Annotated in this window: 24 protein-coding genes; 15 read left to right on the top strand and 9 right to left on the bottom strand. The window is 66.5% G+C overall.

All coding sequences use genetic code 11. The features are described from left to right. Window positions 1-8 precede the first annotated feature (8 nt). From CAL19_RS11810 to CAL19_RS11785, 6 genes are all read right to left on the bottom strand, one after another. On the bottom strand, window positions 9-773 hold the full coding sequence (locus tag CAL19_RS11810; protein WP_026639121.1) for an ABC transporter ATP-binding protein: 765 nt from the start codon (window positions 771-773) through the stop codon (window positions 9-11). Then, window positions 770-2,641, bottom strand: coding sequence for an ABC transporter permease (locus CAL19_RS11805; protein WP_026639120.1), 1,872 nt, complete (start codon window positions 2,639-2,641; stop codon window positions 770-772). Before CAL19_RS11805 ends, CAL19_RS11810 begins: the two co-directional genes overlap by 4 nt. Then, a complete protein-coding gene (locus CAL19_RS11800; RefSeq protein ID WP_170941521.1) occupies window positions 2,641-3,855 on the bottom strand; it encodes an ABC transporter substrate-binding protein in 1,215 nt (404 codons plus the stop codon). Before CAL19_RS11800 ends, CAL19_RS11805 begins: the two co-directional genes overlap by 1 nt. Window positions 3,856-3,960: 105 nt before the next feature. Beyond that, on the bottom strand, window positions 3,961-4,128 hold the full coding sequence (gene rpmG / locus CAL19_RS11795) for a 50S ribosomal protein L33 (protein ID WP_003810296.1): 168 nt from the start codon (window positions 4,126-4,128) through the stop codon (window positions 3,961-3,963). Window positions 4,129-4,163: 35 nt separating this feature from the next. Continuing rightward, window positions 4,164-4,400 (bottom strand): 50S ribosomal protein L28, encoded by a 237-nt coding sequence (gene rpmB, locus CAL19_RS11790; protein ID WP_081745672.1) that lies wholly within the window; start codon window positions 4,398-4,400, stop codon window positions 4,164-4,166. Window positions 4,401-4,592: 192 nt separating this feature from the next. Beyond that, window positions 4,593-5,798: a multidrug effflux MFS transporter gene (locus CAL19_RS11785; RefSeq protein WP_094796864.1), complete on the bottom strand. Its 1,206-nt coding sequence runs from the start codon at window positions 5,796-5,798 to the stop codon at window positions 4,593-4,595. 138 nt (window positions 5,799-5,936) lie between these two features. On the opposite strand from CAL19_RS11785, the gene CAL19_RS11780 reads away from it, so the two are divergent. The 4 genes from CAL19_RS11780 to CAL19_RS11765 all read left to right on the top strand — a co-directional run bounded on the left by CAL19_RS11780 (window position 5,937) and on the right by CAL19_RS11765 (window position 10,875). Then, window positions 5,937-7,199: a class I SAM-dependent methyltransferase gene (locus CAL19_RS11780; RefSeq protein ID WP_094796863.1), complete on the top strand. Its 1,263-nt coding sequence runs from the start codon at window positions 5,937-5,939 to the stop codon at window positions 7,197-7,199. A gap of 487 nt (window positions 7,200-7,686) precedes the next feature. Continuing rightward, window positions 7,687-8,688 (top strand): ABC transporter substrate-binding protein, encoded by a 1,002-nt coding sequence (locus CAL19_RS11775; RefSeq protein ID WP_094796862.1) that lies wholly within the window; start codon window positions 7,687-7,689, stop codon window positions 8,686-8,688. A 103-nt stretch (window positions 8,689-8,791) separates the two neighbouring features. Continuing rightward, window positions 8,792-9,649: an ABC transporter permease gene (locus CAL19_RS11770; protein ID WP_026639115.1), complete on the top strand. Its 858-nt coding sequence runs from the start codon at window positions 8,792-8,794 to the stop codon at window positions 9,647-9,649. After that, complete coding sequence (locus CAL19_RS11765) at window positions 9,646-10,875, top strand: quaternary amine ABC transporter ATP-binding protein (RefSeq protein ID WP_026639114.1); 1,230 nt, start codon at window positions 9,646-9,648, stop codon at window positions 10,873-10,875. Before CAL19_RS11770 ends, CAL19_RS11765 begins: the two co-directional genes overlap by 4 nt. A 15-nt stretch (window positions 10,876-10,890) precedes the next feature. On the opposite strand, the gene CAL19_RS11760 is transcribed toward CAL19_RS11765, so the two are convergent. After that, entirely contained in the window at window positions 10,891-11,265 is a 375-nt protein-coding gene (locus CAL19_RS11760) for a tautomerase family protein (protein WP_094796861.1), read from the bottom strand. A gap of 163 nt (window positions 11,266-11,428) precedes the next feature. Here CAL19_RS11760 and bktB point away from each other — a divergent pair, with 163 nt between their 5' ends. Next, window positions 11,429-12,610 carry a beta-ketothiolase BktB gene (bktB, locus tag CAL19_RS11755; protein ID WP_026639112.1) on the top strand — a complete coding sequence of 394 codons (1,182 nt, stop codon included), beginning with the start codon at window positions 11,429-11,431 and terminating at the stop codon, window positions 12,608-12,610. A 77-nt stretch (window positions 12,611-12,687) separates the two neighbouring features. Here the strand turns inward: bktB and CAL19_RS11750 are convergent, their stop codons facing one another. Beyond that, window positions 12,688-13,458, bottom strand: a complete 771-nt coding sequence (locus tag CAL19_RS11750) for an IclR family transcriptional regulator (protein WP_026639111.1) — start codon at window positions 13,456-13,458, stop codon at window positions 12,688-12,690. A gap of 89 nt (window positions 13,459-13,547) precedes the next feature. Here CAL19_RS11750 and CAL19_RS11745 point away from each other — a divergent pair, with 89 nt between their 5' ends. Genes CAL19_RS11745 through CAL19_RS11725 form a run of 5 tightly spaced genes read left to right on the top strand, consistent with a single transcriptional unit; the run spans window position 13,548 to window position 19,690 of the window. Beyond that, a complete protein-coding gene (locus CAL19_RS11745; RefSeq protein ID WP_026639110.1) occupies window positions 13,548-14,351 on the top strand; it encodes an enoyl-CoA hydratase in 804 nt (267 codons plus the stop codon). Next, entirely contained in the window at window positions 14,348-16,450 is a 2,103-nt protein-coding gene (locus tag CAL19_RS11740) for an acetate--CoA ligase family protein (protein ID WP_094796860.1), read from the top strand. The genes CAL19_RS11745 and CAL19_RS11740 overlap by 4 nt, the downstream gene beginning before the upstream one ends. A gap of 15 nt (window positions 16,451-16,465) precedes the next feature. Beyond that, a complete protein-coding gene (locus CAL19_RS11735) occupies window positions 16,466-17,434 on the top strand; it encodes a Bug family tripartite tricarboxylate transporter substrate binding protein (RefSeq protein WP_026639108.1) in 969 nt (322 codons plus the stop codon). Further along, complete coding sequence (locus CAL19_RS11730) at window positions 17,431-18,636, top strand: acyl-CoA dehydrogenase family protein (RefSeq protein WP_094796859.1); 1,206 nt, start codon at window positions 17,431-17,433, stop codon at window positions 18,634-18,636. The genes CAL19_RS11735 and CAL19_RS11730 overlap by 4 nt, the downstream gene beginning before the upstream one ends. 4 nt (window positions 18,637-18,640) lie before the next feature. Then, window positions 18,641-19,690 (top strand): acyl-CoA dehydrogenase, encoded by a 1,050-nt coding sequence (locus CAL19_RS11725; protein ID WP_249276297.1) that lies wholly within the window; start codon window positions 18,641-18,643, stop codon window positions 19,688-19,690. A gap of 6 nt (window positions 19,691-19,696) precedes the next feature. Here CAL19_RS11725 and CAL19_RS11720 read toward each other — a convergent pair whose 3' ends face one another. Beyond that, a complete protein-coding gene (locus CAL19_RS11720) occupies window positions 19,697-21,274 on the bottom strand; it encodes a gamma-glutamyltransferase (protein ID WP_094796858.1) in 1,578 nt (525 codons plus the stop codon). A gap of 59 nt (window positions 21,275-21,333) precedes the next feature. Between CAL19_RS11720 and CAL19_RS11715 the strand changes: the two genes are divergently transcribed. The 5 genes from CAL19_RS11715 (at window position 21,334) to CAL19_RS11695 (ending at window position 26,565) form a co-directional block, all read left to right on the top strand. Then, complete coding sequence (locus tag CAL19_RS11715) at window positions 21,334-22,104, top strand: spermidine synthase (RefSeq protein WP_026639104.1); 771 nt, start codon at window positions 21,334-21,336, stop codon at window positions 22,102-22,104. A 111-nt stretch (window positions 22,105-22,215) separates the two neighbouring features. Further along, a complete protein-coding gene (locus tag CAL19_RS11710) occupies window positions 22,216-22,965 on the top strand; it encodes a GntR family transcriptional regulator (protein WP_094796857.1) in 750 nt (249 codons plus the stop codon). Beyond that, window positions 22,916-24,217 (top strand): malonyl-CoA decarboxylase domain-containing protein, encoded by a 1,302-nt coding sequence (locus tag CAL19_RS11705; RefSeq protein ID WP_170941520.1) that lies wholly within the window; start codon window positions 22,916-22,918, stop codon window positions 24,215-24,217. The genes CAL19_RS11710 and CAL19_RS11705 overlap by 50 nt, the downstream gene beginning before the upstream one ends. A gap of 6 nt (window positions 24,218-24,223) precedes the next feature. After that, window positions 24,224-25,018 carry an enoyl-CoA hydratase/isomerase family protein gene (locus CAL19_RS11700; protein WP_026639101.1) on the top strand — a complete coding sequence of 265 codons (795 nt, stop codon included), beginning with the start codon at window positions 24,224-24,226 and terminating at the stop codon, window positions 25,016-25,018. Window positions 25,019-25,023: 5 nt separating this feature from the next. Next, the gene (locus CAL19_RS11695; protein ID WP_094796856.1) at window positions 25,024-26,565 is read left to right on the top strand and encodes a malonate--CoA ligase; all 1,542 of its coding nucleotides are present in this window, start codon (window positions 25,024-25,026) and stop codon (window positions 26,563-26,565) included. Window positions 26,566-26,690 lie beyond the last annotated feature (125 nt).

Raw genomic sequence — 26,690 nt, 5'->3', positions numbered from 1 at the left:
CATGCCGGTCAGTTCAACGGATCGAGCGGATCGGTGCCCAGGTAGGCCGCCTTGACGCGCGGATCGGCGGCGATGGCCGCGGGCTGGCCTTCTGCAAGCACCTGGCCACGCACCAGCACGACGATGCGGTCGGCATGCTGAAACACCACGTCGAGACTGTGCTCGGTGAACAGCACGGCGATGCGGCGGGTGTCGGCAAGATTACGGGTGAGTTGCATCAAGGCGTGCCGTTCGCTGGTAGCCATGCCCGCCGTGGGTTCGTCCATGAGCAACAGGCGCGGCTCGTGCGCCAGCGCCATGGCCAGCTCGACGCGCTTGACGTCGCCATAAGCCAGTTCGCCGCAGGGCCGGTGCGCCTGGGCGGCCATGCCGACCTGGTCGAGCAGGGCCAGGGCGGCGTCCGCGCCGTGGCGATCGGCGCGCCGCCAGCTTGCGTACAGCTTGCCGTCGCGGGCAAGCAACGCTGTCTGCACATTTTCCTGGGCGCTCATCGAGCGGAACGTGGCGGCGGTCTGGAAGGTGCGGCCGACGCCGTGACGCCAGATCTGCTGGGGACGCAGGCCGACGAGTTCGCGCCCATCGAGCAGTACCGAACCCGAATCCGGACGCATCTGCCCGCTCAGCGCGTTGAAGCACGTGGACTTGCCCGCGCCGTTGGGGCCGATGAGCGCCAGCATATGGCCGGCAGCCAGCGAGAACGACACGTCGTCCAGCGCATGGATGCCGCCGAACGACTTGCGCAGGCCGCGCACCTGCAGCAGCGGCGTCGTCATGATGTGGCGCTCCTGCGCACAAGCCCGGCCAGGCCATCGGGGCGTGCAACGACCAGCGCAAGCACGGCCAGGCCCAGCACGGCGTGCCAATATTCGGTAAGGCGGGCCGCCGTGTCCTGCAGCCAGGTATAGGCGAATGCACCGGCCAACGGCCCGACGAGCGACTGTACCCCGCCCAGCAGGACCATCACCAGGCCGTCTACTGAGCGGCTGACGCTGAGCACGTCGGGCGCGATGCTGCCTTTGGAATACGCATAGAGCGAGCCGGCCAGGCCGGCTGCCAGCGCGGCCGCAGTGAACCCGGCCCACTGCACCCGTTGCACGTCGATGCCGATAGCCTGTGCACGCAGCGTCGAGTCACGTGCGCCGCGCAGGGCGTAGCCCAGGCCGGAGAACACCAGCCGGCGCAGCCAGGCGATACCCGCCACGCTCAGCAACAGCGTGGCGTAGTAGTAAGCCGTGCCGCTGGACAGCCAGTCGGAGGGCCACAGGCCGATCAATCCGTTGCTGCCGCCTATGGCGTCCCATTGGTAAGCCAGCGCCCACAGGATCTGCGCGCAGGCCAGCGTGAGCATGGCCAGGTATACGCCCGACAGGCGCACGCAGAACCAGCCGAAGAACAGCGCGCCCATGGCGGCAACCAGCGGCCCGGCGAGCAGCGCGGCTTCCATGGGCAGCGCCGCCAGCTTCATGAGCAATGCGGCTCCGTAGGCGCCCAGGCCGAACCAGGCGGCGTGTCCGAACGAGGTCATGCCGGCGGGGCCGATAAGGAAATGCAGGCTGGCCGCGAAAAGTGCGGCGATCAGGATTTCGGTGAACAGTACGGTGAGATAGGGCCAGGCGGCGGCGACCCACGGCAGGGCCACCAGCCCTGCCAGCACGACGCCGTAGGCCAGCCGCGCGCGGTGCGATGCGCGAGCCACCGGGCGGCTTGCGGTCTCGGCCGCGCCGGCGGGTTCGGGCGGCTTGCCCAGCAGCCCCCAGGGGCGCAGCACGAGCACCACGGCCATGATGGCGAACTCGGCGACCAGGGTGAGTTTGGACAGGTTGAACGTCCAGGGCCCTATCTGCGTCTGGCCCATGTATACGAACACGGCCTTGGCCAGGCAGATCAGCAGCGCGGCGAGGAACGCGCCAGGCACGGAGCCCAGGCCGCCCACTACGACCACGACGAAGGCGCTGGCGATGATTTCGAGATCGAGCCCGAGCGTGGCCGGCATGCGCGGCGCGGCCATGGCGCCGCCCAGCCCGGCCAGCAGGGCGCCCAGCGCGTATGCCGAGGTGAACAGCCATGCCTGGTTGACGCCCAGCGCGGCGAGCATCGTGCGGTTTTCCGCCGCGGCGCGCAGCAGCCGGCCCCAACGGGTGCGCATCAGCAGCAGCCACAGCAGGCCCAGCACCAGCGGCCCCAGCAGGATGAGCAGCAAGTCGTACTGGGGAAAGCGGCGGCCCAGGATCTCGACGGCGCCATCCAGGCCAGGCGCGCGCGCGGCGAACAGATCCGTGGGCCCCCATATTGCCAGCGCGGCATCGCCGATGATGAGCACCAGCGCAAACGTCGCCAGCAACTGGAAGAGTTCGGGGGCCTGGTAAATGCGCCGCAGCACCAGGATTTCGATGAGCGCGCCCAGCACGCCCACGGCCAGGGCGGCCAGGGGCAGGGCGATCCAGTAGCCCCATGCGCTGCCGCCCAGCCATGAAGTGAGCGTGAACGCCAGGTATACGCCCAGCATGTAGAACGACCCGTGCGCGAAATTCACGATACGGGTAACGCCGAAGATCAGCGACAGCCCGGCGGCCACCAGGAACAGCGCGCTGGCGTCAGCCAGGCCGTTGAGCAGCTGCAGCAGCAGGCCGGAGGCGTTCATCAGGGCGCGGGGCGCAGCTGCCGCACGTATTCATCGGGGGGCTGCAGGCGGCTGCCGTCCAGGTAGGAAAAATCTTTCATGATGCCCTGGCCGTCCTGGACAGCCGTCACGCCTACATAGACGCCCATGGTGGATTGATGATCGATCGGGCGGTAAGTGATGGGCCCGAAGGGCGATTCGAGCTGCAGGCCCGAGAACGCCTCGACCAGCTTTTCGGTATCGGTGCTGCCCGCGCGCTTGATGCCCGCCGCAATGGACATCAGCGACGCATAGCCCACCACCGAGCCGACTTTGGGCGTTTCGTTGAAACGCTTGCGATAGGCGTCGGCGAAAGCCTTGTGCTGCGGCGTGTCGATGGCATACCAGGGGTAGCCGGTGACGATCCAGCCTTCGGGCGTGTCCGCGCCCAACGGCTCGAGGTATTCGGGTTCGCCCGTCAGCACCGACACCACGGCGCGATTCTCGAACAGCCCTCGCGTGTTGCCTTCGCGCACAAAGCGGGTGAGGTCTGCGGCAAACAGCACGTTGAAGATGGCGTCGGGCCTGGCATCGGCCAATGCCTGCACCACGGCGCCCGCGTCGATCTTGCCCAGCGGCACGGCCTGCTCGGCAACGAACTCGATGTCGGGCTGGAATGAGGTCATCATGGCCTTGAACGTGGCGATCGCCGACTGGCCATATTCGTAATTGGGATAGACCAGGGCCCAGCGTTGCTTGCGCAGCGCCAGGGCTTTGGGCGCCAGGGCCGCCACGTGCATCCAGGTCGATGGGCGCAGCCGGTAGGTGTAGCGGTTGCCGTCCTGCCAGGTGATCTTGTCGGTAAGGGGCTCGGCGGCCAGGAAGAACACCTTGCGCTGCTTGGCGAAATCGGTCAGTGCCAGGCCGGTGTGCGACAGGAAGCCGCCGAACAGCAGTTCGACCTTTTCGCGGCTGATGAGCTCTTGGGCGGCGCGCACCGAATCGCCCGGATTGCCGTTGTCGTCGCGCCAGATTACCTGCAGCGGCCGGCCCAGCACGCCGCCCTGCGCGTTGATTTGTTCTTGCGCCAGCTGCCAGCCCATTTTATAGGGCGCCAGGAACGCCGGTATGGCCTTGTAGCTGTTGATTTCGCCGATGCGGATCGGGGCGGCATCGTTTTTGGCGTGGGCCGTGGGCGCTATGGCGAGCGCCGCGGCGATCGCGGCGGCATGCAACAGGGTCGGGATTCGGAACATGGCGGTCTGCGAGGCGCGTGGAAGGTGGGTGAACCGGGCGGCAACGCCGCGCAAAAAAACGGCCCCGCAGGGCAGGGCCGTATAACTATACCTAAACCAGCCGGATTACTTCAGCTTGGTTTCTTTGTAATCAACGTGCTTGCGAGCGACGGGATCGAACTTCTTGATCAGCATCTTCTCGGGCATGTTGCGCTTGTTCTTGGTGGTGGTGTAGAAGTGGCCCGTGCCAGCAGTGGACTCGAGCTTGATCTTTTCGCGGATGCCTTTGGCCATGTCGTGCTCCTAGATGTAGATGAGGGAGGGCCGGGTCAGGCCACTTCGCCGCGGGCGCGCAGATCGGCCAGTACGGCGTCGATGCCGACCTTGTCGATGATGCGGATGGCCTTGGCGGAAACACGCAGGCGGACCCAGCGGTTTTCGCTTTCAACCCAGAACCGGCGCGTTTGCAGGTTGGGCAAGAAGCGACGCTTGGTCTTGTTGTTGGCGTGTGAAACGTTGTTGCCCGTCATCGGGGCTTTGCCAGTTACTTGGCATACGCGTGCCATGTTTTTTACCTCTGTTCTGGCCGCGATGGGGAAGGAAAGACAGGTGGATGGGCTTGCGCCCGTGCTTATACCCGCTGCCTGCCGCCCAATACACGGGTGGTGGTCAAAAAGTGGCGGCCGCAAAGCATAGCGACTGCACACGGGAAAACTTAACGTGAAGCTCGCCATTCTAGCCTGAAAAACCCAATTAAATCAAGCGACGGGGCGGTGTTCCGCTGGGGCGGCGTGGCCCGATAGCCACGACAGGCAGGCGCAGCCGGCCAGAACCGCTGCCAGGGGCAATGGGCCGGCGCCCTGCCAGGCGCTGACCACGAAGCCCGCCAAGGCCCCGCACGACAATTGCAGCGTGCCGAGCAGGGCGGATGCGGCGCCCAGCCGGGAGCCTTGCTCGGACAGGGCCAGCGCGGCGGAGTTCGGATTGACGAAGCCCTGGCTGAACATGTATCCGATCAGGCAGGCCATGAGCAGCGGCAGGGTCATCAGGCCCGCAAGCGCCAGCGCCAGCGCCGCGAGGCTGGACGCGGCCAGCGCGGCCAGCGCCCGGCGTTGCAGCTGCCTTGGCGTATGCGAGCGCAGCAGCCGGGCGCTGACCTGCGAGCCGGCGATCAGGCTGGCGGCATTGGCGCCGAACAGGAACCCGTAGTGCTGGGGATCGACGCCGTACAGCTCGATGAATACGTGGGGCGAACTGACGATATAGGCGAACATGCCGGCCTGTCCGAAGCCGCCGGCCAGGCTGTGCGAGACGAACCCGCGATGCCGCATCAGCGCGGCGTAGTTGCGTGCGATGGGCGCCGCGCCCAGTGGCTGCACGCGCGACGGGTCCAGGGATTCGCGCATGATCAGCGCCGTGGCCACGAGCAGGGCCAGTGCGCCGGCCGCCATCAGCCAGAACAGGCTGCGCCAGCCCGACACTATCAACAGCTGGCCTCCCGCGATGGGCGCCAGAATCGGCGCGAGCCCCATGATGAGCATCAGCAGTGACATGGCCCTTGCCGCGTCCTGTGTTTCGTAGTGGTCGCGGATGACGGCCCGGGGAATCACCACGCCCGCGGCGCCGCCCAGCGCCTGCAGCACCCGGAAGACGGTCAGGGCCTGCACACTGCCCGACAGCGCGCAGCCGACTGATGCGGCAACATAAAGCACCATGCCGGCCAGCATGGGCTTCTTGCGGCCGTAGCGGTCGGCCAGCGGCCCGTACACCACCTGCGCCAGCGCCATGCCCACCAGGTAGGCGGCCAGCGTGCGCTCGATTGCGCCGCGCGGCACTTGCAGATCGCTGGCGATGGCCGGGAAGGCCGGCAGGTACATGTCGATGGAAAACGGCCCGATAGCCGTCAGGGCGCCCATGAGGATGAGCCAGCCTGGCAGGTAGCGGGTGAGAGAGCGGGGCAGCATGCGGCGGGAAGCGTCTGTGCCGCCCCGGTACGTGGGAGGCGGGCGGCAAGCCGACGACTGTATCATGAGCGCCAGCCTCTTACGGGCTGCAATGGTTTCCGATAAAGTTGCCAAGTTCTTTCATATCGGGGAGAAGCTGTGAATCCTTTGCTGTCTGTTGTAGAACGCAAATTGCAGTCCCTGCCGGTTACCGTGCAATTGGAACTGCCCGATGGAACCACGGTCGGCCAGGCCGACCCACAAGTACGCTTCGTGGCGCGAGACAAGTCTGCGCTTGCTCACCTGGCAGAGGGGGCGGTGGGCGTGCTGGGCCAGGATTACGTCGAGGGCCGCGTCGATATCCAGGGCAATATGCGTCACGTCATGCAGGCTGCCGCGGCGCTGTTGCCCGGATCGCCGGTCGAGGCGGCCCGCGGAGGCTGGTTGACCGAACTGGTACGCAAGGTGATTTCGGTATGGCGGCATTCGATCGAGCGGGACGCCAGGCAGATCGAATTCCACTACGACCTGTCGGATGACTTCTACGCCTTGTGGCTGGACCCGCGCAGGGTTTATTCCTGCGCTTATTACCGCACCCCCGACCTGAACCTTGCCCAGGCCCAGGAGGCGAAACTGGATCACATCTGCCGCAAGTTGCGCCTGCAGGCAGGAGAGCGCTTCCTGGACGTGGGCGCCGGCTGGGGAGGCCTGCTGCTCTGGGCAGCCGAGAATTACGGCGTCGACGCCACCGGCATTACGCTTTCGCGCAATCAGCACGCCTATGTAAACAAGCTGATCCAGGAAAAGGGCCTGTCCGGGCGGGTTCGCATGGAACTGCTCGACTACCGCAAGCTGGACGAAACGCGGCCGTACGACAAGCTCGCGTCGGTGGGCATGTTCGAGCATGTGGGCCGCGCGCAGCTGCCGGGATATTTCGCCAAGCTGCATCGCCTGGTCAAGCCCGGCGGGCTGATCATGAACCATGGCATCACGGCGGCCGGCCTGTACAACAGCGAACTGGGCAGCGGCATGGGCGAATTCATCGAGAAATACATCTTCCCCGGCGGCGAACTGACCCACGTGAGCAGCGTGCTGGAAGCGGTGACCAACGGCGGCCTTGAGACGGTGGATGTCGAAAACCTGCGCCCGCATTACGCCCGTACGCTGTGGGCCTGGAGCGACGCGCTGGAGGAAAGGCTCGCGGACGCCGCACAGGTGTTGCAAGGCGAGCAGGGCGCGCGGTCGCTGCGTGCGTATCGCCTGTACCTAGCGGGTTGCGCCATGGCCTTCCAGCACGGCTGGATCGCCTTGCACCAGATTCTTGCGGTCAATCCGCCTGCTGCCGCCCGGCCCGATGAGCTCGACAACCCGGCTGACCTGGCGTATCCGTGGCGCCGGGACTACATGTACAGCAAGGCGTAAAGTGGACGGCGACTGGGGCGCGATGGCTTTGCCGGACGAAGCCGCGCCCCGGCTCGTTTCCGGCGGTCACGGAAACGAAGTTTTATCCAACAGAAATTAAATGAAACTAAAAGTTTCCGGCTGAAAGTGGCCCACGCGCCCCGGAGAAATGGGCGCTTCGTCCCGGTGGCACCGGTCGCGTTCCCGCCAGGATCGGTGCAAATATGTCTGAATGTTACGGCGGTGATCTTGGTCGTGAGAGCAAGATCGGCTAAGATGCCGGCTTCTTCATTCAGTTTCGCTCAATTTTCTGTCAGGTCGCCAGCTGCCCGTGCGGCGGTCGTCCGGCCTGCTGTCTGAATAGTCGCCGCCGCCTTGGCCGCGATTCGTTGCTAGTGTCGGTTTGTATTGGCGGTTCTGCCCGTCTTCCGCACACCCCCTTAGCTCCACGGCATAGCGCAGCGCAGTTTGCTGACGTTGTGTCCCTGAACCTATGGAGGCAAAAGCCATGCGTTTTATCCCCGTCAGATCCCTGGCCGTCGCGGCGGCGTTTCTTGCATTCGCCGGTTCCGCACAGGCCGCCGATGCTCCCAAGTGCGAACTGGACCGCCCGGTGCGGTTCGGCGGCATGAACTGGGAGTCGAACCTGGTGCTGGTGGATGTCCAGCGCTTCATCATGGAAAAGGGTTACGGCTGCAAGACCGAAACCCTGCCCACCGAGACGCTGCCCGCTCTGGCCGCCCTGGAACGGGGCGATCTGGACATCAACTCCGAGGTCTGGCTCAACAGCGTGGCCGAACCCTGGAACCAGGCCGAGAAAACCGGCAAGGTCAAGCGTATCGGCGACGTTTACATGGGAGGGGAGGCCTGGTTTATTCCCCGTTATACGGCCGAACGCCTGCCGGAGCTGAAAGCGGCTGCCGACCTGCCCAAGTTCAAGGATGAGTTCAAAGACCCCGAAGAGCCCAGCAAAGGCCGCTTCTATGGCTGCCCGGCCGGATGGGGTTGCGAAGTTGTCAGCACCAACCTGTTCCATGCGCTGAAGCTGGGCGACACCTACACCCTGTATTCGCCGGGCACGGGCGCGGCGCAGAAAGCGGCGCTGATGTCGGCGTACAAGCGCAAGCAGAACGTGGTTTTCTACTACTGGTATCCCACCCCCCTGGTGGGCGCGCTGGATCTGGTCAAACTGGAACTGCCGCCGTACGATGCAGAAAAGCACAAGTGCCTGACGGCGCCCAAATGCGCCGACCCGCAACCCAGCGCCTACCCCGAAAACCCGGTGTTCACCGCAGTCAATACCGAGTTCGCGCAGCAGGCTCCGCAACTGACCGAGTTCCTGTCGAAGGTGTCCATCCCGCTGCCCCAGGTCGATGAAACCCTGGCCCACATGGAAGAATCCGGCGACGATTCCGCCGCGGTTGCCCAATGGTTCCTGAAGAACAAGTCCGATGTCTGGACCAAATGGGTGCCGGCCGAGGTGGCCACCCGCGTGCAGGGCGCGCTGTAAACCAGCGCACGCCGCGCGTGGCGGGCGGCGTGCGCCGCCCGCGCGAGCGCATCGCCCGGGGCCTTGCCGATGAACGGGCGGCCCGGGCACGCAAGGAGTTGCTATGTTTCCTGAAATTATTCCGCCGCGCGCTGTGCGCGGCGCTATCGACACCTTTGTCGATCATCTGGTCACGCGCTACGCCGATACGCTCGAAGCGATGTCGCAGCCGTTCTTGCATGTGCTGGTCTGGCTCGAGCAAGTGCTGCGCAGCACGCCATGGTGGATTGTCGTGGCCGTCACGATTGCGATTGCGTGGGCGGTGAGCCGCCGCATCGGGCTGAGCGTCGCCATGGGGGCGCTGTTGTGCGTGATCGGGGTGCTGGGCCTGTGGGATGCGGGCATGCAGACCCTGGCCCTGATGATCATGGCCGCCAGCCTGTCTGTGCTGATCGGCATCCCGGTGGGCATCCTCATGGCGCGGGCCAACTGGCTGCGCTCCATCATGCTGCCCATCCTGGACATCATGCAGACGATGCCCAGCTTCGTCTACCTGATTCCGGTCGTGATGCTGTTCGGGCTGGGCAAGATTCCCGCCATTATCGCGACGGTGATCTATGCCGTGCCTCCGTTGATCCGCCTGACTGACCTGGGCATACGGCTGGTTGACCGAGAGGTCCTGGAAGCGTCGCGCGCGTTCGGCGCGACGGCCCGGCAACAGCTGTTCGGCGTGCAGCTGCCGCTGGCGCTGCCCAACATCATGGCCGGCATCAACCAGACCACGATGATGGCCTTGTCGATGGTGGTGATTGCCTCGATGATCGGCGCGCGCGGCCTGGGCTACGAGGTGCTGCTGGGCATCAACCGCCTGGAAGTCGGGCGCGGGCTGCTGGCCGGGCTGGGCATTGTGGTGCTTGCCGTCCTTTTCGACCGCATCACGCAATCTTACGGACAGCGCGTGCGCAAGGGAGGCCAGCGATGAGCAAGATCGAAGTCAAGAACATCTACAAGGTCTTTGGCCCCCATCCGGCCAAGTGGCTGCAGGCCGCACAGCAAGGCATGAGCAAGGAAGAGTTGCTGGCCAAGAGCGGCCATACGCTGGGCCTGCGCGATATCAGCCTGTCGATCGAAGAAGGCAGCATCTATGTGATCATGGGGCTGTCCGGTTCCGGGAAGTCGACGCTGATCCGCCATTTCAACCGGTTGATCGAACCCAGCGCCGGCCACATCCTGGTCGATGGCGTGGATGTGGTCAGCCTGGGCCGGCGCGAACTCGAGGCCTTCCGGCAAAAGAAGATGAGCATGGTCTTCCAGCGCTTCGGCCTGTTTCCGCACCGTACGGTGCTCGAAAACGCGGCCTACGGCCTGACCGTGCAGGGCGTCGCGCGCGCCGAGCGCGAGCAGCGGGCGCGACACTGGCTCGACCAGGTGGGCCTGACAGGTTTCGAGGCGCAGTATCCGCACCAGCTGTCGGGCGGCATGCAGCAGCGCGTGGGCCTGGCCCGCGCGCTGGCCACCGATGCCGAGATCCTGCTGATGGACGAGGCGTTCTCGGCGCTGGACCCGCTGATACGCCGCGAGATGCAAGACCATCTGCTGCAGCTGCAAGCACGGCTGAACAAGACCATCGTGTTCATTACGCACGACCTGGACGAGGCGCTGCGCCTGGGTAACCGCATTGCCATCCTGAAGGACGGCGAGCTGGTGCAGGAAGGGACGCCGGAAGACATCTTGCTGAATCCTGCCACCGACTATGTGCAGGCGTTCCTGCAGGACGTCAACCGAACCAAGGTGCTCAACGCCGCGCATGCCGTGAACCCGCCGCGCCTGACGCTTACCATGCGTTCGCGGCCCAGCCACGCACTGGAACGCATGCGGGCGCTGAGCTTTGAGTATGCGCCCGTGCTCGACGGCAAGCGCCTGGCGGGCGTCCTGACAGCGGAAATGGCCCGGCGCGCCGTCGATACGGGCGCGCGCGACGTGTCGCCCTATGTGGAAGACCTGGCCTCGGTGCCCGCCACGGCTGGCCTGGACGAGGTGCTGGCCCGCCTGGTACACAGCGACCAGCCTGTAGCCGTAACCGGCGAGGACGACGAGTTCATCGGGATGCTGTCGCGCAAAAAAGTGGTGGACCTGGTGACGCCGGCGCTGACCGAACACGTAGGCGACGCCGAGCCGGCGAATTCGGATACGCCCTCGGCCGCCTAGGGCGAAAAGCGCGGCCTAGCGTCCCGCGGCCTGCGCGGTGATCCCGCCTGCCACGCCCATGTCGGTCTTGGGCACATCGGCGAGGATTACCCGCACGTCGTCCTGCGAGATGTTCACGCTGGCGTGGACGGCGCTGCTCAGGGCCGCGATCAGCGCGGCCTTTTGAGCGTCGGTGCGGCCTGCTATCAGGCGTACCACCACCAGGGCCATGGCCTTGCCGATTTCGCCCGCCACGATGACATGCTCGGGGGCGACCTCTTCGAGCACGATGCGTATCGAGGGCAGAGGCGCGCCGATGCTGTCCACCACGGCGGTGGAACAGTTCTTCAGCAGGGCTGCCTTCTGCCGGGCGTCGTGGCCCTGCATGATCTGTATGTTGAGGATGGGCATCGCGGCTCCTTGGTGGGATGGCGGGCCCGGGGCCCGCGCATGGCTGGGATGCGCGCATCATAGCAATCCGCACGGCCCGCCCCGCCGGGTGGCGGCGCGCACGTTATCATCGTTTTTATCGACGTCAGCCGGCATGGTGCCGGCAATTGCCTGGGAGATCACCATGAACGAAGTCGTTGTCGTTGCCGCCGCCCGTACCGCCATTGGTGATTTCGGCGGCGCGCTGAAAGACGTGCCGCCTGCCGACCTGGGGGCGACCGTCATTAAAGAGGCATTGTCGCGCGCGGGCGTGCCAGGCGCCGAAGTGGGCCATGTTGCCGTGGGCCATGTCATCAACACCGAGCCGCGCGATATGTATTTGTCGCGGGTGGCGGCCATGAATGCCGGCATCGGCAAGGAAACGCCGGCGTTCAACGTGAACCGGCTGTGCGGGTCGGGCCTGCAGGCCATTGTGTCGGCCGCGCAGACCATCATGCTGGGCGATGCCGACATTGCAGTGGGCGCGGGCGCCGAAAGCATGAGCCGCGCGCCGTATATCGCCCCGGCGCAACGCTGGGGCGCGCGCATGGGCGATGCGGCGCTGGTCGACATGATGACCGGCGCGCTGTCGGACCCCTTCGGCCGCATGCACATGGGCGTAACGGCCGAAAACGTGGCCGCCCGGTTCGGTATCAGCCGCGCCGACCAGGACGCGCTGGCGGCCGAGTCGCATCGCCGCGCTGCCGCGGCGATAGATGCGGGGCATTTCCGGGAACAGATCGTGCCCGTCGTCATCAAGACGCGCAAGGGCGAGGTCACGTTCGATACCGACGAACACGTGCGCCGCGATGTCACCGCCGAGAGCCTGGCCGGCCTGAAGCCGGTGTTCAAGAAAGAAAACGGCACGGTGACCGCCGGCAACGCCTCGGGTCTTAACGACGGCGCGGGCGCGGTGGTATTGATGAGCATGGCGGCGGCCGAGCGGCGCGGCGCCAAGCCGCTGGCGCGCCTGGTGGCCTACGCGCACGCTGGCGTGGATCCCGAAATCATGGGCATCGGGCCGGTGCCGGCCACGCAGGCGGCGCTCAAGCGGGCGGGTCTGACGGTAGACCAGCTGGACGTGATCGAGGCCAATGAAGCCTTCGCGGCACAGGCTTGCGCGGTGGCGCGCGAACTGGGCCTGGACCCCGCCAAGGTCAATGCCAACGGCAGCGGCATCAGCCTGGGGCATCCCATCGGTGCCACCGGCGCCATCATCACCGTCAAGGCGCTGTATGAGTTGCAGCGGGTAAAGGGCCGCTATGCGCTGGTGACCATGTGCATAGGCGGCGGGCAGGGCATCGCCGCGATATTCGAGCGGGTCTGAATAAAGGCGGCGCCCGGCGCCGCTTTTATTATTGGGCGGCGCACGGAAACCCCTGCGCCGCCCATGATGGGGCCGGCTTACCCCTGCATGCCGTGTTGCCGCGCCCAGGCCTGGCATTCGCGTGTGAGCAACTGCCCCATTTCGATGCAACGCGCGCTGTCCAGGCGGCTGCTGATGGCGCCGAAACTGAAGGCCACCCAGGTCAGCGCCGACACCGGGAATGCCGCGCCCACGCCCGCCACGCCCGGCGTAATGCTGTCTATCGTGGTGGAATAGCCCGCCTGCCGTGTCTGCCGCACCATTTTCATCAACGCCGCGCGGCTGAGTCCCGCCTGTGCATATGACCCGGCGTGCCGCTGGTAGAGCGACGCGATCTCGTCATCGGGCAGCGCGGCCAGCAGCGCCAGCCCCCCGGCGCCCACACCCAGCAGACGCCGTTCTCCCTGGTCGATGGTGAATACCTTGACGGGGAAGCTGCCCGCCTCGCGCAGCAGGCAAAACGCGTAATCCCCTTGCCGTATCACCAGGAACACTGTGTCGCCCGACAGGCGCGCCAGCCGTTGCGCGAACGGGCGCAGGGCGTCCAGCAGCGGCGTATGGCGCAGCGACGCAAACCCCAGTTGCATGGCGTCTATCCCCAACCGGTAATGGCGGGTGGCCGGGTCGCGTTCGGCGAAGCGTTCTTCCAGAAGGCCGCTCAGCAAGCGGTGCGCGGTGGAGCGTTCCAGCCCGGTAAGGGCCATGACGTCCTGGAGCCCGATGCCGGTTTCCTGGTGCTGGGCCAGGACTCTCAGCAGCCCGAGCGCGCGCCGCATGCTTTGCGCGCCGGCTGTGTGCTTGTTGTTCATATTGTGGGAAATTAATGTCGATTATTTTGTATTTTAGGAATCATGGGTCTTAAATTCAATGCTCGAGGCAGCTGCATTGAGGAGACACCATGAACTATCAGACCCTGACTGTCGAACAGCACGGCGCGGTTCGCCGCATCAGCCTGGCGCGCCCGCAAGCCCGCAATGCGCAAAGCCAGCAGATGCTGGATGAACTGGACGACGCCCTGGCGGCGGCCGAGGCTGACGCCCAGACCAGGGTGGTGGTGCTGGCGGGGCAGGGCGCCCATTTTTCCGCCGGCCACGACCTGAAAGAGGCGCAGGCCAAGCGCGCCGACTTTACGGTTGAAGAGCGGTGGGAGTATGAATCGCGCCGCTATTACGGCTATTGCCTGCGCATCTGGGATTTTTCGAAACCCACCATCGCGCAGGTGCAGGGTGCATGCGTGGCCGGCGGATTCATGGTGGCCAACATGTGCGACCTGGTGATCTGCGCCGACGATGCCTATTTTTCCGATCCGGTGGGGCATACGCTGGCCGCGGCTGCAACCGAAGTGCTGATCCACCCATGGGTGATGGGGCTGCGCAAGGCCAAGGAGATGCTCTATACCGGCGAGAAGATCGAAGCGCAGGAAGCATTGCGTATCGGCATGGTCAACCGCGTGGTGCCCGCCGCCGAACTGGACCAAGCCGCCCTGGCGCTTGCGCAGCGCATCGCGCAGGCGCCGCCGTTCGGCCTGAAGCTGTTGAAGCGTTCGCTGAACCGCGCGGCCGATGCGCAAGGCTTTCGCACGTCGCTGGCGGCGCATTTCGACACGCACCAGCTGTCGCACCTGACCGAAGAATATCGCGCCGTGCGCGAGCGCGGCCTGGCGCAGGCGATCCAGCGCAACAAATCGGGCGGCTCGGCATGACGCATCGTCTGGAACCTTTGCTCAACCCCGCATCGATTGCGCTGATAGGCGCGAGCGACAACGCCGGCCGCATTGGCGGCCTGCCGCTGGATCTGCTGACGCGCTTCGGCTATGCGGGCCACGTGTACCCGGTAAACCCGAAGTACCAGGAAGTCTTCGGGTTGCGCTGCTGGCCCGATATCGAGTCGGTGCCGCAATCGGTCGACCTGGCCGTGCTGGCCATTGGCGCCGGCGAAGTGACGCCGATGCTCAGGCGCTGCCACGCGCATGGCGTGCGCGCGGCGATTGTGTACGCAGCCGGCTTCGCAGAAGCAGGAGAAGAAGGTACACGCCTGCAGCGCGAACTCGAGGAATTTTCGGCCGCATCCGGCATGCTGGTGGCCGGGCCGAATTGCATGGGCTTTGCCAACCTGAATACGCAGGCCCACACGGCCTTTGCATCGGTATTCAAGACCGCCCCCATGCAGCAGGAGCCGGGCATTGTGAGCCTGCTGACACAAAGCGGCAACGTCTGCGCGGCGGTGTATGCGCTGGCGCGGCGCCAGGGGCTGCCGTTTTCGCAGTTCATCAATACCGGCAATGAGGCGTGCATCGATTTTTCCGAGTATCTGGAATACCTGGCACGCGACGAGCATACCGAGATCGTGCTGGGTTACATCGAGCAGCTGCGCGATGGCGGCCGCTTCGTGCAGGCCTGCCGCGAGCTGCAGCGGCGCGGCAAATTGCTGATCGCCCTGAAGGCGGGGGCAACGGACAAGGGCGCCCAGGCAGTGCGCTCGCATACCTCGGCCCTGGCGGGTGACCGGCGCGTCTACGGCGCCGCGTTCCGGCAGTTGGACGTGATCGAAGCGCATGACTTTGCGCAGATGGCGCAGCTGGCGTATCTGGCTACGTTGCGTCATCGCAGCGCCGGGCGGCGCGTCGCGGTATTGACGATGTCGGGTGCGCTGGGCGCTATCCTGGCCGACCGGTGCATTGTGGCCGGCCTGGAACTGCCCGAGCTGCCCGCCGAGCTTCAACAGGTGTTGCGAGGCGGCATTCCCGATTACGGCATGGTGGGCAACCCGGTGGACGTGACGGGCAACGTAGTAAACGATCCGGGCTTCGTGCGCGCGGCGCTGGGCGCGCTGGCGACATCTGAGGCGGTGGATGCCGTGGTGGTGTATGCCCCGGGCTACATGCTGGACCGTATGGCGGATGCGCTGGCCGAGGTGGCGCGCGCGCATCCGCGCCTGTTCGCCGCGATCGACACCGGTGCGGCGCAGTGCCGGCAAGCCTTGCGCGACGCGGGCGTGGCCGTGTTCGATGATATCGGGCTCGCGGTGTCGGCGCTCGCGCCCTTTTTGCTTTGGTGCGACGCTCGCCGGCAACGCAACGGTAAAGAGCCCGCCGCTCTGGTCGAGGCCGACGCGCAGGCCGCGATCGCGCTGCCTTGCCACGAAGCGGCAGCGCGCGCTCACTTGCAGCATTTCGGGTTGGCGGATACGTCCCGGCATGCCCGGGATGCCGATCAGGCGGTGGCGCAGGCCGACGCCCTGGGCTACCCCGTGGCGCTGAAGATTGTCAGCGCGGATCTTCCCCACAAGACCGAGGCGGGCGGTGTGGCCTTGCAGCTTGGTGATGCCGACGCCGTGCGCAATGCCTACGATCGCGTTGTCGCTGCGGCCGCGCGCCATGCACCGCGGGCGCGCCTGGACGGCGTGCTTGTACAGCGAATGGAGCGGGGCGTGGCCGAACTGATCGTGGGCGCCACGCGTGATCCGGTGTTCGGCCCGGTGCTGACAGTGGGGCTGGGGGGCGTACTGACCGAGCTGTATCAGGACACGGCCCATCGGCTGCTGCCCATCGATGCCGCCGAGGCCGAAGCCATGCTGCGGGAGCTGAAAGTTTTCCCGCTGCTTGACGGCTACCGTGGCAAGCCCAAGGCGGACCTGGCCGCCGCATGCCGGGCAATGGTGGCCGTGGGGCAGGCTTTACTGGCCACGCCGCAGGCGGCGGAAATCGAAGTCAATCCGCTGCTGGTCAAGGAGGCCGGGCAGGGTGTCGCCGTGCTGGATGCCCTGATCCTGCCGATATCGCAGTCGTTCATCGATCCATAAACAGGAGGAGACATCATGCTGAAGAAAATGCTGGCCGGCATCGCACTGGCCACGACAACCATCAGTGCCGCAGCCTGGGCGCAAGGCGCCTATCCGTCGCAGCCAGTGCGCATCATCGTGCCGTTCTCGCCGGGCGGCGCCACCGACATCATGACGCGCCTGATCGCCGACCAGTTGAGCGGAGAACTGGGCCAGCCCGTCATCGTCGAGAACAAGCCTGGCGGCGGCACGATGATCGCGTCGGACTATGTGGCTCGCGCCCAGCCCGATGGCTACACGCTGCTGATGGCGGCGTCGTCGCTGGGAATCGCTCCCGCCATCTACACCAAGGTGAATTACGACCCGGTCAAGGACTTTGCGCCCGTGAGCCAGGTGGCGTCGGTGGTGCATATCCTGGAAGTGCATCCGTCTGTGCCGGTAAAGACGGTGGGCGAGCTGGTCGCATACCTGAAGGCCAATCCGGGCAAGGTCAGCTATGGGTCGGTGGGCACGGGCAGCTCTACGCACCTGGAGGCCGAGCTCTTCAAGCACATGGCCGGCGTAGAGATGGAACATATTCCCTACAAGGGCAGCGCGCCCGCGCTGACGGACCTGGTGGCGGGCCGGCTGCAGGTGATGTTCGACGCCTGGGCGTCGTCCGGCCCGTTCGTCAAAGAAGGCAAGCTGCGGGCGCTGGCGGTCACCACGTCGCAGCCGTCGGCCTCGGTGCCTGAGTTGCCCACGGTAGCGGCGTCGGGCCTGCCGGGCTATTCGGCCATGCCCTGGCTGGGCCTGGTGGCGCCTGCCGGCACGCCGCCCGCCGCCATCGACGTCATCTACGGGGCGCTGGACAGGATCTTGAAGCGCGACGAGGTCAAGCGCAAATTCGCCGACCTGGGGCTGGACATTATCGGCAGCGATCCGCAGACCTTCGCGGCGTTCATCAAGCAGGACATCGGCACGTGGGCCAAGGTGGCGCGCGACTCGGACATCCGCCTGCAATGAGCGCCGCAGAACTTGATCCGCTCGCCCTGGACGGGCAGGCCGACGATGCCGGGTTCCGCGCTGCGCTGCGCGCCTGGCTTGCCAGCCGCTATGCGCGCTTTATTGCCGCCTGGCAGGGCGAGCCCGACCCTGCCAGCCTGGATTTCCGGCAAGCCTGGGAAGACACGTTGTGCGCAGAGGGATGGTCTGGCATGGGTTGGCCGCGTGCGTACGGCGGGCGCGAACTGTCGTTGCAGCGGCAGGCCATCTTCCATGAAGAGCATGCGCGCTGCGGCGCCCCGCTGGGGGTCAACCTGATCGGTCATGGCATCCTGGCGCCGACGTTGCTGCACTTTGGCTCCGAGGCGCAAAGGCAACGGTTCCTGCCCGGCATTCTTTCCAATCGCGATGTGTGGTGCCAGGGGTATTCCGAGCCGGGGGCGGGTTCGGACCTGGCTGCCGTGCGTACGCGCGCCCAGGCCGCGCCGGGCGGCTATCTGTTGAACGGGCACAAGATATGGACCTCGTTCGCCGATCGCGCAGCATGGTGCTTTGTGCTGGCGCGTACGGATGCGCAGTCGCAGCGGCATCGCGGCCTGAGTTTTCTGCTGGTGGATCTGCGCCAGCCCGGCGTGCGGGTCGAGCCCATCCGGCAGTTGACCGGAGAGGCGGAATTTTGCGAGGTCTTTTTCGAGAATGTGCACGTGCCGGCCGATTGCCTGCTCGGCGACGAAGGCCAGGGATGGAAAATTGCGATGGCGGCCGCCAGCTTCGAGCGCGGCACCTATTTCATCCCGCGACTGGTGCGCTTTGCGCAAGAGCTCGACCAGGTTCGCGCCCTGGCGCTGCGGGCGGACGCGTCGGGGCAGGCCCGCGCGGACGACGCCGCCGTGCGGCACCGGTGGGCCAGGCTTGCCGCCGATAGCCACGTGCTGGCCCTGAAATCGCGGCGCGCCTTGCAGGCCGCCCAGCGCGGCGACCCGCCCGGGCCCGAGGGGTCGTCCACCAAGGTTCACTGGAGCGAGGCGCATCAGCGGCTGCTCGAGCTGGGCCTGGACCTGCTGGGGCCGGACGCCTGCCTGGCGGGCGGCTCGGCGGGTCGCGAAGAACAAGGCCTGATGCGCGCCTACCTGTGGTCGCGTGCCGAAACCATACTGGCCGGCACGTCCGAAATCCAGCGCAACATCATCGGGGAACAGATACTTGGCCTGCCCAAGGGCTGATCGCATGGGATACGCCGAATTGAACGATATCGACAGCATGATGGAAGCGTCCGCGCGGCGCTTTCTCGATGAACGGCATCCGGCAACGGTTGCATGCCGCATGGCGGGCGACCCCGCGGAGCAGTCGGACCTGTGGGCCACGGTCGCACAACTGGGATGGCCGGCGCTGTTGCTGCCCGAGCCCGCCGGCGGCATGGGGCAGGGGCTGGGCGCCGCCTGGCCCCTGGCAGTGCAGGCGGGCCGACATTTGCTGACCGCGCCGCTCGTGGCCAACATGACTCTTCTGCAGCGGTTGCCGGCCGAGTCGCATGACGGCGGCAAGCTGGCGGCCTGGCTGGAACCCGTGCTGACGGGCAGTGCCGCGTACGCGCCCGCGCAACGTCGCCCCGACGGCAGTTTGCTGGTGGAATACGCCTTGGCGCAGAGGCAGGCGTTGGCATGGCGGTACAGCCAGGCCGGCATTCGGCTCGAATTGCACGGGCCGTGCGCCGGCCCCGCAGGCGTCGGCATCGACCCGACCGCCGGTTCACTGCGGCTCGCGGCAGGGCGGCCGGCCGATATCCTGGACGTGTCCATGAGCGATGGGCAGCGTGCCGCATGGCTGCAGGGCTATCGCCTGCTGCGCGCGGCGGAAATGCTGGGGGCGGCCTGGGCAGCGCTGGACGCGGCTGCCGCACACGCGCGGCAACGGCAGCAGTTCGGACGCGCAATCGGCGCAAACCAGGCCGTCAAACATCGGCTGGCCAACGACTGGATGGCGCTGGACGATGCCGCCTTGGCCGGCAAGGAAGCGGCGCGGCTGCTTGACGACGCCGCGGACGAGCCCGCCGCGCGCGCCTGCGCCGTGTTCGAGTTGCTGGCGCTGGAAAGCGCGCCGCGCGCCGCACAGCACGCAATCCAGCTGCATGGCGCGCTGGGCATCGCCTGGGAAAGCGGCATGCATTTGTACCTGAAGCGCGTGCTGCACATTGCCGCCATGCTGGGCGGCGGCCGGCGCCGAAGCGAACTGCTCGACATCCTGTGGAACGACGGCGGCCAGGCCGCTGCGGCATGACGCCCGTCAGCCGCGCGGCGGCTCCGGCGCCACGTCACCCCATGGCGCCATGATTTCGGTGCAGCCTTGGTTCTCGCCGCCATCACGCAGCACGGCCGACGGGCAGGCATACGCGTAGGGGTAGAAGGTGCGCGGCGCCTGTGCATGCGGGTATGCGGCGGCCACGGCCTGGTAGGCCTGAACGGGCAGGCCGGGATCCAGCGTCACGATGTCGGTGCTGGCGTCCAGCCGGGCATGGTGGAAGGCGTCTTCCAGGCTCATCCGGTAATCCACCAGGAACGACACCAGCTGCATGACGGCAGGCAGGATCTTGCGCCCGCCCGAGGCGCCCAGCGCAAAGCGGCGGCCGTCCGCCTCGCCGATCACGGGGCAGATATTCATCAGGCACCGCCGCGCTGGCGCCAGGGAATTCGCCTTGCCGGGTTCGGGATCGAACCACATGATGCCGTTGTTCAGCAGCATGCCGGTCGATGGCGAGACCACATGCGACCCGAAAGCCGACAGCAGCGTCTGCGTGACGGCGCACTGGTTGCCATGGCGGTCTACGACGCTGAAATGCGTGGTGCAGGCGGGCGTGCGCGGGTCTTCGTTGTCGCCCATGTTCGACAGCCGCCACCGGTATTCTTCGCGCAATACGTCGGCATAGGCGAGGAATGCACCGGCATCGGGCGCCTGCCCGGGTTGCAGCCGGGTCTGAAGGCGCTGCAGACAGCGGGCCAGGCTGGGGCCTGCCGTCATTTCGGGCGTGGCGTAGACCCGTCCGCCGCGATATGGAATAGACAGCGGCTCCTGGATCGACGCCCGATAGTCGCGCAGGTCTTGCGGGGTCAGGCATCCGCCCTTGTCCCGCACGTCGCGCGCCAGTTGCGCGCCGATGTCGCCTTCGTAGAATGCGCGTGGCCCGTCCTCGGCCAGGCAAGCCAGCGTGTCGGCGGCGCGGGCCATCATGATGCGCTGGCCCGCGGCGGTGGCCCACCCGCCGGTTTTGGGCCAGATGCCGTCGTCCAGGAACATCTGCGCGGCATCGGCGTCGCGCGCGAGCCAGCGCGCCGAGCCCGCGATCATCAAGGTCGTGTACCAGTCGACCGGCAGGCCTTCGCGCGCCAGCGCAATTGCCGGCTGCAGCAACTCGCGCCAGGGCAGGCGCCCGTGCGTGGCATGGGCCAGCTCCATGCCCGCCACCGTGCCCGGCACCGCCACGGCGGTCGCGCCGCGCGCATTGCGGTCGTCTACCACCGCCGGCCATGGGAACAGGTCGGTCGACACGGCGCCCGAGCCCGCCAGCGGATAGTGGGCGGGGTCGAGTCCCGCCGGCGACCGCATGCCGAAATACACCACCTGGGCGCGGTTTTGGTCTGCCCGGTACAGGGTCATGGCGCCGCCGCCCATCGGGCCGCTCATCCAGGGCTCGGCCACGCCGGCGGCAAACGACACCGCCACTGCGGCATCGACGGCGTCGCCGCCCGCAGCCAGCACCTGCGCGCCCGCTTCGGCCGCCCTGCGGTGTTGTGAGGCCACCAGTCCGCCCGCGGTGCGAATGACGGTTTTACGTACGACTTGCGTGCTCGAGAGCGCGTTGGACATCGACATGGCTCCATCAACAGGGACAAGCCACAGGGTACCGCGCTGGCTACAATCGCGCGATGCCTGTCCGACCCGCTCCCCATACTCTCGACCAGCCCACGCTTTCTGAAGCCGACGGCATCCGCTATTTGCATTTCGGCACCGAATGGATCCAAGGCGCCATGCGCATCAAGACGCCCGCCGCCCTGGTGCTGGAATACACCGCGCAGATGATGGCGTGGCTGCTGTTTCTCGAGCCGCCCAAAGAACAATCCATCGGCCTGTTGGGGCTGGGGGCCGGTTCGTTGGCCCGCTTCTGCCTGAAACACACCCGCAGTCCGGTGGTTGCCGTGGAATGGAACCCGCAAGTCACGGCCGTATGCCAGATGTTCTTCCGCCTGCCGGCGGCAGAGCGCCTTTCGGTCGAGCACGACGACGCCGCCGCCTGGGTGGCGGACCCGCGCCACGCGGGTCTTTGCCCGGTGCTGATGGTCGACCTCTACGACGCTTCGGCGCGCGGGCCGGTGCGTGATTCCGTGGCCTTTTACAGTGGCTGCCGGCGCGTGCTGGGCGAAGTAGGGGTTCTGTCGGTGAACCTGTTCGGCCAGCACGAAAGTTTCGGCCGCAATATCGAGAACCTGCGCAAGGCGTTCGACGACCGCATCCTGTTGTTGCCCGAAATCGACGCCGGCAACCAGATCGTGCTGGCCTTCACCGGGCCGCCCCTGGCGGTCACACCCGCGCAATTGCTCGCCCGCGCCGAAGACGTAGAGGGGCAATACGGCCTGCCGGCGCGGCGCTGGGCGCGCGCCCTGATGCGCCACGCCGTGGACGGCATGCTGCATTTCTAGCCGCCAGCCACCGGCGGTATCGGGATAGTACCTATGGCGCGGGGGCTTCCCCCGCCGGGGGGAGGTCGGTATGATGGCTGTTCATAATTATGAATTACGACATCCCGCCTCATGACTGCTCCCATCGTCCGGCAAGCGCTGTACCTCGAGGTTGCCGACCGCCTGCGCGCCATGATCCATTCGCACGCCCTGGCCAGCGGCGAATGGATAGACGAAACGCGGCTGACGGGACTGCTCGGCATTTCGCGCACCCCCTTGCGCGAGGCGCTCAAAGTCTTGGCCACTGAAGGCCTCGTACGGCTGGAGCCGCGGCGCGGCTGCTTCGTCAACGAACTGTCGCTGCAAGACCTCGAAGACATCTTTCCCCTGATGGCCATGCTGGAAGGGCGGTGCGCCCACGAGGCCGCCATCAAGGCTTCGGACGCCGACCTGGCGGCGCTTGAACCGCTGCACCGTGCGCTGGCCGAACATGCCGCGGCCGGCCGCATCGACGCGTATTACGACACCAACGCCCTCATCCACGAAGCCGTGCAGGCGCTGGCCAGGAATCACTGGCTGTCGGACATGGTGGGCAACCTGCGCAAGGTGCTCAGCCTGTTTCGCCACAAGAGCCTGGTATTGCCCGGGCGCATGGCCGACTCGTGCGCCGAGCACCTGGCGATCTTCGCGGCCCTGAAGGCCCGCGACCCCGAAGCGGCCGAAGCGCTGGCGCGCAAGCACCTGCTGCGCCAGCTCGACGCATTGCGCGTATTGGCCAGCCAGGCCGAGGCGGCGACCGAATCTTCCCCCACTTACACGCAGGAGCCCGCTCATGACCGCCCTAGACTCCAGTCCGTACGCACGCGGCACCCGGCAGCCTGAGCCGGACGTCGCCGTCGACGACAGCGCCGCGGCAGAAAGCGCCGGCCTGATGGCTCGCCTGGGGCGTTGGTGGGATCGCGGGCGCCTGCCGGGCGCCGCCGAGCTCCTGCCCCTGTTCCAGGCGCGCCTGACCGATGTCGCGGCCAACAAGCTGGCGCGCGGCTGGTGCAGCGGCTATACCGCAGCCGACAGCAAGCGGCGGCGCGAGCTGCTGGCCGGACTGGCCGGCGTCAGCGGCGGGCTGGAACCGCGCGGCGACCAGGGCCTGAGGCTTTTCAGGCGTTTCAACGCCTTGCCCGACGGCTTGCGTTTCCTGGTGGCGCTGCGCGCCGACATGCTGCGCTGGCGCAAGCAGGTGGCCGGGTTGCAGGCGCTGGAAAAAGACCTGGAATCGCTGCTGTCGGCATGGTTCGACGTCGGCCTGCTCGAACTGCGTCCGCTTACCTGGGATTCGCCCGCTTCACTGCTTGAAAAGCTCATCCTGTACGAGGCCGTGCACGAAATCCGGTCATGGGATGACCTGCGCCACCGGGTGGCGGCGCCCGATCGGCGTTGCTACGCATACTTCCATCCGCAGATGCCGGACGTGCCGCTGATCTTCGTCGAGGTCGCATTCGCGGCGCAGATCGCCGACAACGTGCAGACGCTGCTTGACGCCAATGCGCCGTCGCACGACCTGGACAAGGCGCGCTGGGCAATCTTCTATTCCATCTCGAACACCCAGCCGGGCCTGCGCGGCATCAGTTTCGGCAACTTCCTGCTCAAGCGGGTAATCGAACGCCTGCTTGAAGAAGTGCCCAAGGTACGTTCGTTCGCCACTTTGTCGCCGATACCGGGGCTGGTCGACTGGCTGTCGCGCCTGACGGCGCAAGAGGTTGAAGACATTGTGCGCGATAAGGGTCGTACGCGCTCGGGCGCACCCGATGGCGCGCGGTGGGCGGCCCGCCTGTCCAAGGCGGCCACCGGCAAGCCGTCGGAAATCGTGCAGCGCACGGGCTTGAAGCTGGCTGCGCATTACCTGATGGCGATGAAAAACGGCCAGCCGCTGGATCCGGTGGCGCGCTTTCACCTGGGCAACGGCGCGCGCATAGAACGCCTGAACTGGGCGGCCGACACGTCGGCCAAGGGGCTGGCCCAGTCGTGCGGCATGATGGTGAATTACCTGTACGACCTGGATGACCTGGACGCGAACCTGGCCGAGCTGGGCGAGGGCAGGCCGCGCGTCAGCCGCGGCATCGCACGCATCGGGTAGGGCGGCATGCAAGAGAACCCGACATCAGGGCAGGTATTGCTGGAACGCGAAGGCGAGCTGGCATGGGTCACCCTGTCGAACCCCGGCCGCCTGAACGCCATCAGCGTGGCCATGTGGGAACAGTTGCGCCACGTCTTTGCCAGCCTGGCCGCGGATGCCTCGGTGCGCTGCGTGGTCGTGCGCGGGGCGGAAGGTAACTTTGCCGCCGGCGCCGACATCCGCGAATTTCCTCAGGTGCGCGGCGACGCGCAGCAGGTGCGCCATTATCACCAGCATGTGCTCGCGCCGGCGCTGGCCGCCGTCGCGCAATGCCCTCATCCCGTGGTCGCGCAGATCGAAGGGGTATGCGTGGGCGGCGGCCTGGAAATCGCCTGCCAATGCGACCTGCGCATCGCCGGCGCATCGTCGCGTTTCGGGGTGCCGATCAATCGCCTGGGTTTTCCCATGGCGCCCGACGAAATGCGCGGCCTGCTGGCGTTGGCCGGCCGGGCGGCCACGATGGCTATCCTGCTCGAGGGGCAGGTGTTCGACGCGGCCCAGGCGCAGGCGCTGGGGTTGCTGACCCGGGTGGTGCCCGACGCCGACGTGGCCTCACAGGCGCGTGCCAGCGCCGAACGCATTGCGCGCGGCGCGCCGCTGGCCGCCCGCATCAACAAACGCCAGGCGCAAAGGCTGCTGCAAGGTACGCCGCTGTCCGAAGCCGACTATCAAGATTTCTTTTCTTATGCCGAAAGCCGTGACCATCGCGAGGGCGTCAGCGCCTTCCTGGCGGGGCGGCCGCCCGTATTTACTGGAGACTGAACAAGGTGAGCAACGCCAATCTGTATAGCGTGCTGGCCGGCGGTTTTCCGGCCGACCGCAGCAAGGTCGCGCTGGAGACGCCCGACCAGCAGTACACGTGGGACGATCTGGACCACGCCAGCGCCCGCATGGCCAATCTGCTGGCCTCGCTGGGCTTGCCCGAAGGCGCCCGGGTGGCCGTGCAAGTGGACAAGTCGCCCGAGGCGTTGCTGCTGTACCTGGCCACGCTGCGCGCGGGGTACGTATACCTGCCGCTGAACACGGCTTATCGCGAAAGCGAAGTGGCGTACTTCCTGGGCGACGCCGAGCCATCCGTGGTGGTGTGTCCCAGCAAGAACGCCGAATGGATGCGCAAGCTCGCCGAGCAGGCCGGCACGCAGCATGTGTACACGCTGGACGATGACCGCAGCGGTTCGCTGCTCGAGGCCAGCGCCGGCCTGGGCACGAGCTTCCAGGCGGCCGTGCGCGGCACGGACGACCTGGCCGCCATCCTGTATACGTCGGGCACCACCGGCCGCAGCAAGGGGGCGATGCTCACGCACGGAAACCTTGCCTCCAATGCGCAGGTGCTGCACCGCTATTGGGGCTGGCGTTCCGACGATGTGCTCTTGCATATGCTGCCTATCTTCCATGTGCACGGCCTGTTCGTCGCGTCGCACGGCGCACTGCTGGCCGGCGCGCGCATGATCTGGCTGCCCAGGCTCGACGTAGACCAGGCGTTGCAGTACCTGCCGCGCTGCACGGTGATGATGGGCGTGCCCACCTACTACGTGCGCTTGCTGGCCGACGCGCGCTTTACCCGTGACGTCTGCGCGCGCATGCGCCTGTTCATCTCGGGTTCGGCGCCGCTGCTGATGGAAACCTTCAGCGAATTCCGCGAGCGCACCGGCCATACGATTCTGGAACGCTATGGCATGAGCGAAACCGTCATGCTGACGTCCAACCCCTATGATCCGGCCGACGGCGAGCGGCTGGGCGGCACGGTAGGCAAGCCGCTGCCCGGTGTGCAGGTGCGCGTGGTGGACGATGGCGGCGCGGAACTGGGCGAAGACCAGATCGGCAATGTGCAGGTGCGCGGGCCCAACGTATTCAAGGGATACTGGCGCATGCCCGAGAAGACTCGCGAAGAATTCACCGCCGATGGCTGGTTCCGCACGGGCGATGTAGGCCGGTGGGGCGGCGAATCGGGCGGGCGCAAGGTGCCCGGCGATTACCTGTCTATCGTGGGCCGCAGCAAAGACCTGATCATCTCGGGCGGCTACAACGTTTATCCCAAAGAGATCGAACTGATCATCGACGAGATGCCCGGCGTGCTCGAGTCTGCCGTGATCGGCGTGCCCCATCCCGATTTCGGCGAGGCGGTGGTGGCCGTGGTGGTGCCGCGTGCCGGCGCGACGGTGGACACGCTGGCCATGCAGGCCGAGCTGAAGTCGCGCATCGCCAATTTCAAGGTGCCCAAGCAGATCCACGTGGTCGAGCAGCTGCCCCGCAACACCATGGGCAAGGTGCAGAAGAACGTGCTGCGCGACACATACAAGGCTGCCTAGCAGAACCACGGGGAACCGCCGCGGGGCCGTTCCTTTTCCAACCTCGACAGAGGAGAAGATCCACCACACGAACCAGCCGACACAGCGTCCCGTAGCACCGTATAACAAAACTACATGCAAGCAGC

It is taken from the genome of Bordetella genomosp. 7 (assembly GCF_002261265.1).
Lineage (GTDB): Bacteria > Pseudomonadota > Gammaproteobacteria > Burkholderiales > Burkholderiaceae_B > Bordetella_A.
The sequence above is the reverse complement of the archived record's forward strand: the minus strand, read 5'-3'. Positions and strand labels throughout refer to the sequence as shown.

What these genes read in the sequence shown, in the direction of transcription:
- CAL19_RS11770 (WP_026639115.1), top strand. Translation starts at nt 8,792, where the DNA reads ATGTTTCCTGAAATTATTCCGCCGCGCGCTGTGCGCGGCGCTATCGAC.
- CAL19_RS11705 (WP_170941520.1), top strand. Translation starts at nt 22,916, where the DNA reads ATGACCGCCCTAGACTCCAGTCCGTACGCACGCGGCACCCGGCAGCCT.
- CAL19_RS11775 (WP_094796862.1), top strand. Translation starts at nt 7,687, where the DNA reads ATGCGTTTTATCCCCGTCAGATCCCTGGCCGTCGCGGCGGCGTTTCTT.
- CAL19_RS11785 (WP_094796864.1), bottom strand. Translation starts at nt 5,798, where the DNA reads ATGCTGCCCCGCTCTCTCACCCGCTACCTGCCAGGCTGGCTCATCCTC.
- rpmB (WP_081745672.1), bottom strand. Translation starts at nt 4,400, where the DNA reads ATGGCACGCGTATGCCAAGTAACTGGCAAAGCCCCGATGACGGGCAAC.
- CAL19_RS11730 (WP_094796859.1), top strand. Translation starts at nt 17,431, where the DNA reads ATGAGCGCCGCAGAACTTGATCCGCTCGCCCTGGACGGGCAGGCCGAC.
- CAL19_RS11800 (WP_170941521.1), bottom strand. Translation starts at nt 3,855, where the DNA reads ATGTTCCGAATCCCGACCCTGTTGCATGCCGCCGCGATCGCCGCGGCG.
- CAL19_RS11735 (WP_026639108.1), top strand. Translation starts at nt 16,466, where the DNA reads ATGCTGAAGAAAATGCTGGCCGGCATCGCACTGGCCACGACAACCATC.
- bktB (WP_026639112.1), top strand. Translation starts at nt 11,429, where the DNA reads ATGAACGAAGTCGTTGTCGTTGCCGCCGCCCGTACCGCCATTGGTGAT.
- CAL19_RS11810 (WP_026639121.1), bottom strand. Translation starts at nt 773, where the DNA reads ATGACGACGCCGCTGCTGCAGGTGCGCGGCCTGCGCAAGTCGTTCGGC.
- CAL19_RS11710 (WP_094796857.1), top strand. Translation starts at nt 22,216, where the DNA reads ATGACTGCTCCCATCGTCCGGCAAGCGCTGTACCTCGAGGTTGCCGAC.
- CAL19_RS11700 (WP_026639101.1), top strand. Translation starts at nt 24,224, where the DNA reads ATGCAAGAGAACCCGACATCAGGGCAGGTATTGCTGGAACGCGAAGGC.
- CAL19_RS11715 (WP_026639104.1), top strand. Translation starts at nt 21,334, where the DNA reads ATGCCTGTCCGACCCGCTCCCCATACTCTCGACCAGCCCACGCTTTCT.
- CAL19_RS11760 (WP_094796861.1), bottom strand. Translation starts at nt 11,265, where the DNA reads ATGCCCATCCTCAACATACAGATCATGCAGGGCCACGACGCCCGGCAG.
- CAL19_RS11740 (WP_094796860.1), top strand. Translation starts at nt 14,348, where the DNA reads ATGACGCATCGTCTGGAACCTTTGCTCAACCCCGCATCGATTGCGCTG.
- CAL19_RS11805 (WP_026639120.1), bottom strand. Translation starts at nt 2,641, where the DNA reads ATGAACGCCTCCGGCCTGCTGCTGCAGCTGCTCAACGGCCTGGCTGAC.
- CAL19_RS11750 (WP_026639111.1), bottom strand. Translation starts at nt 13,458, where the DNA reads ATGAACAACAAGCACACAGCCGGCGCGCAAAGCATGCGGCGCGCGCTC.
- rpmG (WP_003810296.1), bottom strand. Translation starts at nt 4,128, where the DNA reads ATGGCCAAAGGCATCCGCGAAAAGATCAAGCTCGAGTCCACTGCTGGC.
- CAL19_RS11765 (WP_026639114.1), top strand. Translation starts at nt 9,646, where the DNA reads ATGAGCAAGATCGAAGTCAAGAACATCTACAAGGTCTTTGGCCCCCAT.
- CAL19_RS11745 (WP_026639110.1), top strand. Translation starts at nt 13,548, where the DNA reads ATGAACTATCAGACCCTGACTGTCGAACAGCACGGCGCGGTTCGCCGC.
- CAL19_RS11720 (WP_094796858.1), bottom strand. Translation starts at nt 21,274, where the DNA reads ATGTCCAACGCGCTCTCGAGCACGCAAGTCGTACGTAAAACCGTCATT.
- CAL19_RS11725 (WP_249276297.1), top strand. Translation starts at nt 18,641, where the DNA reads ATGGGATACGCCGAATTGAACGATATCGACAGCATGATGGAAGCGTCC.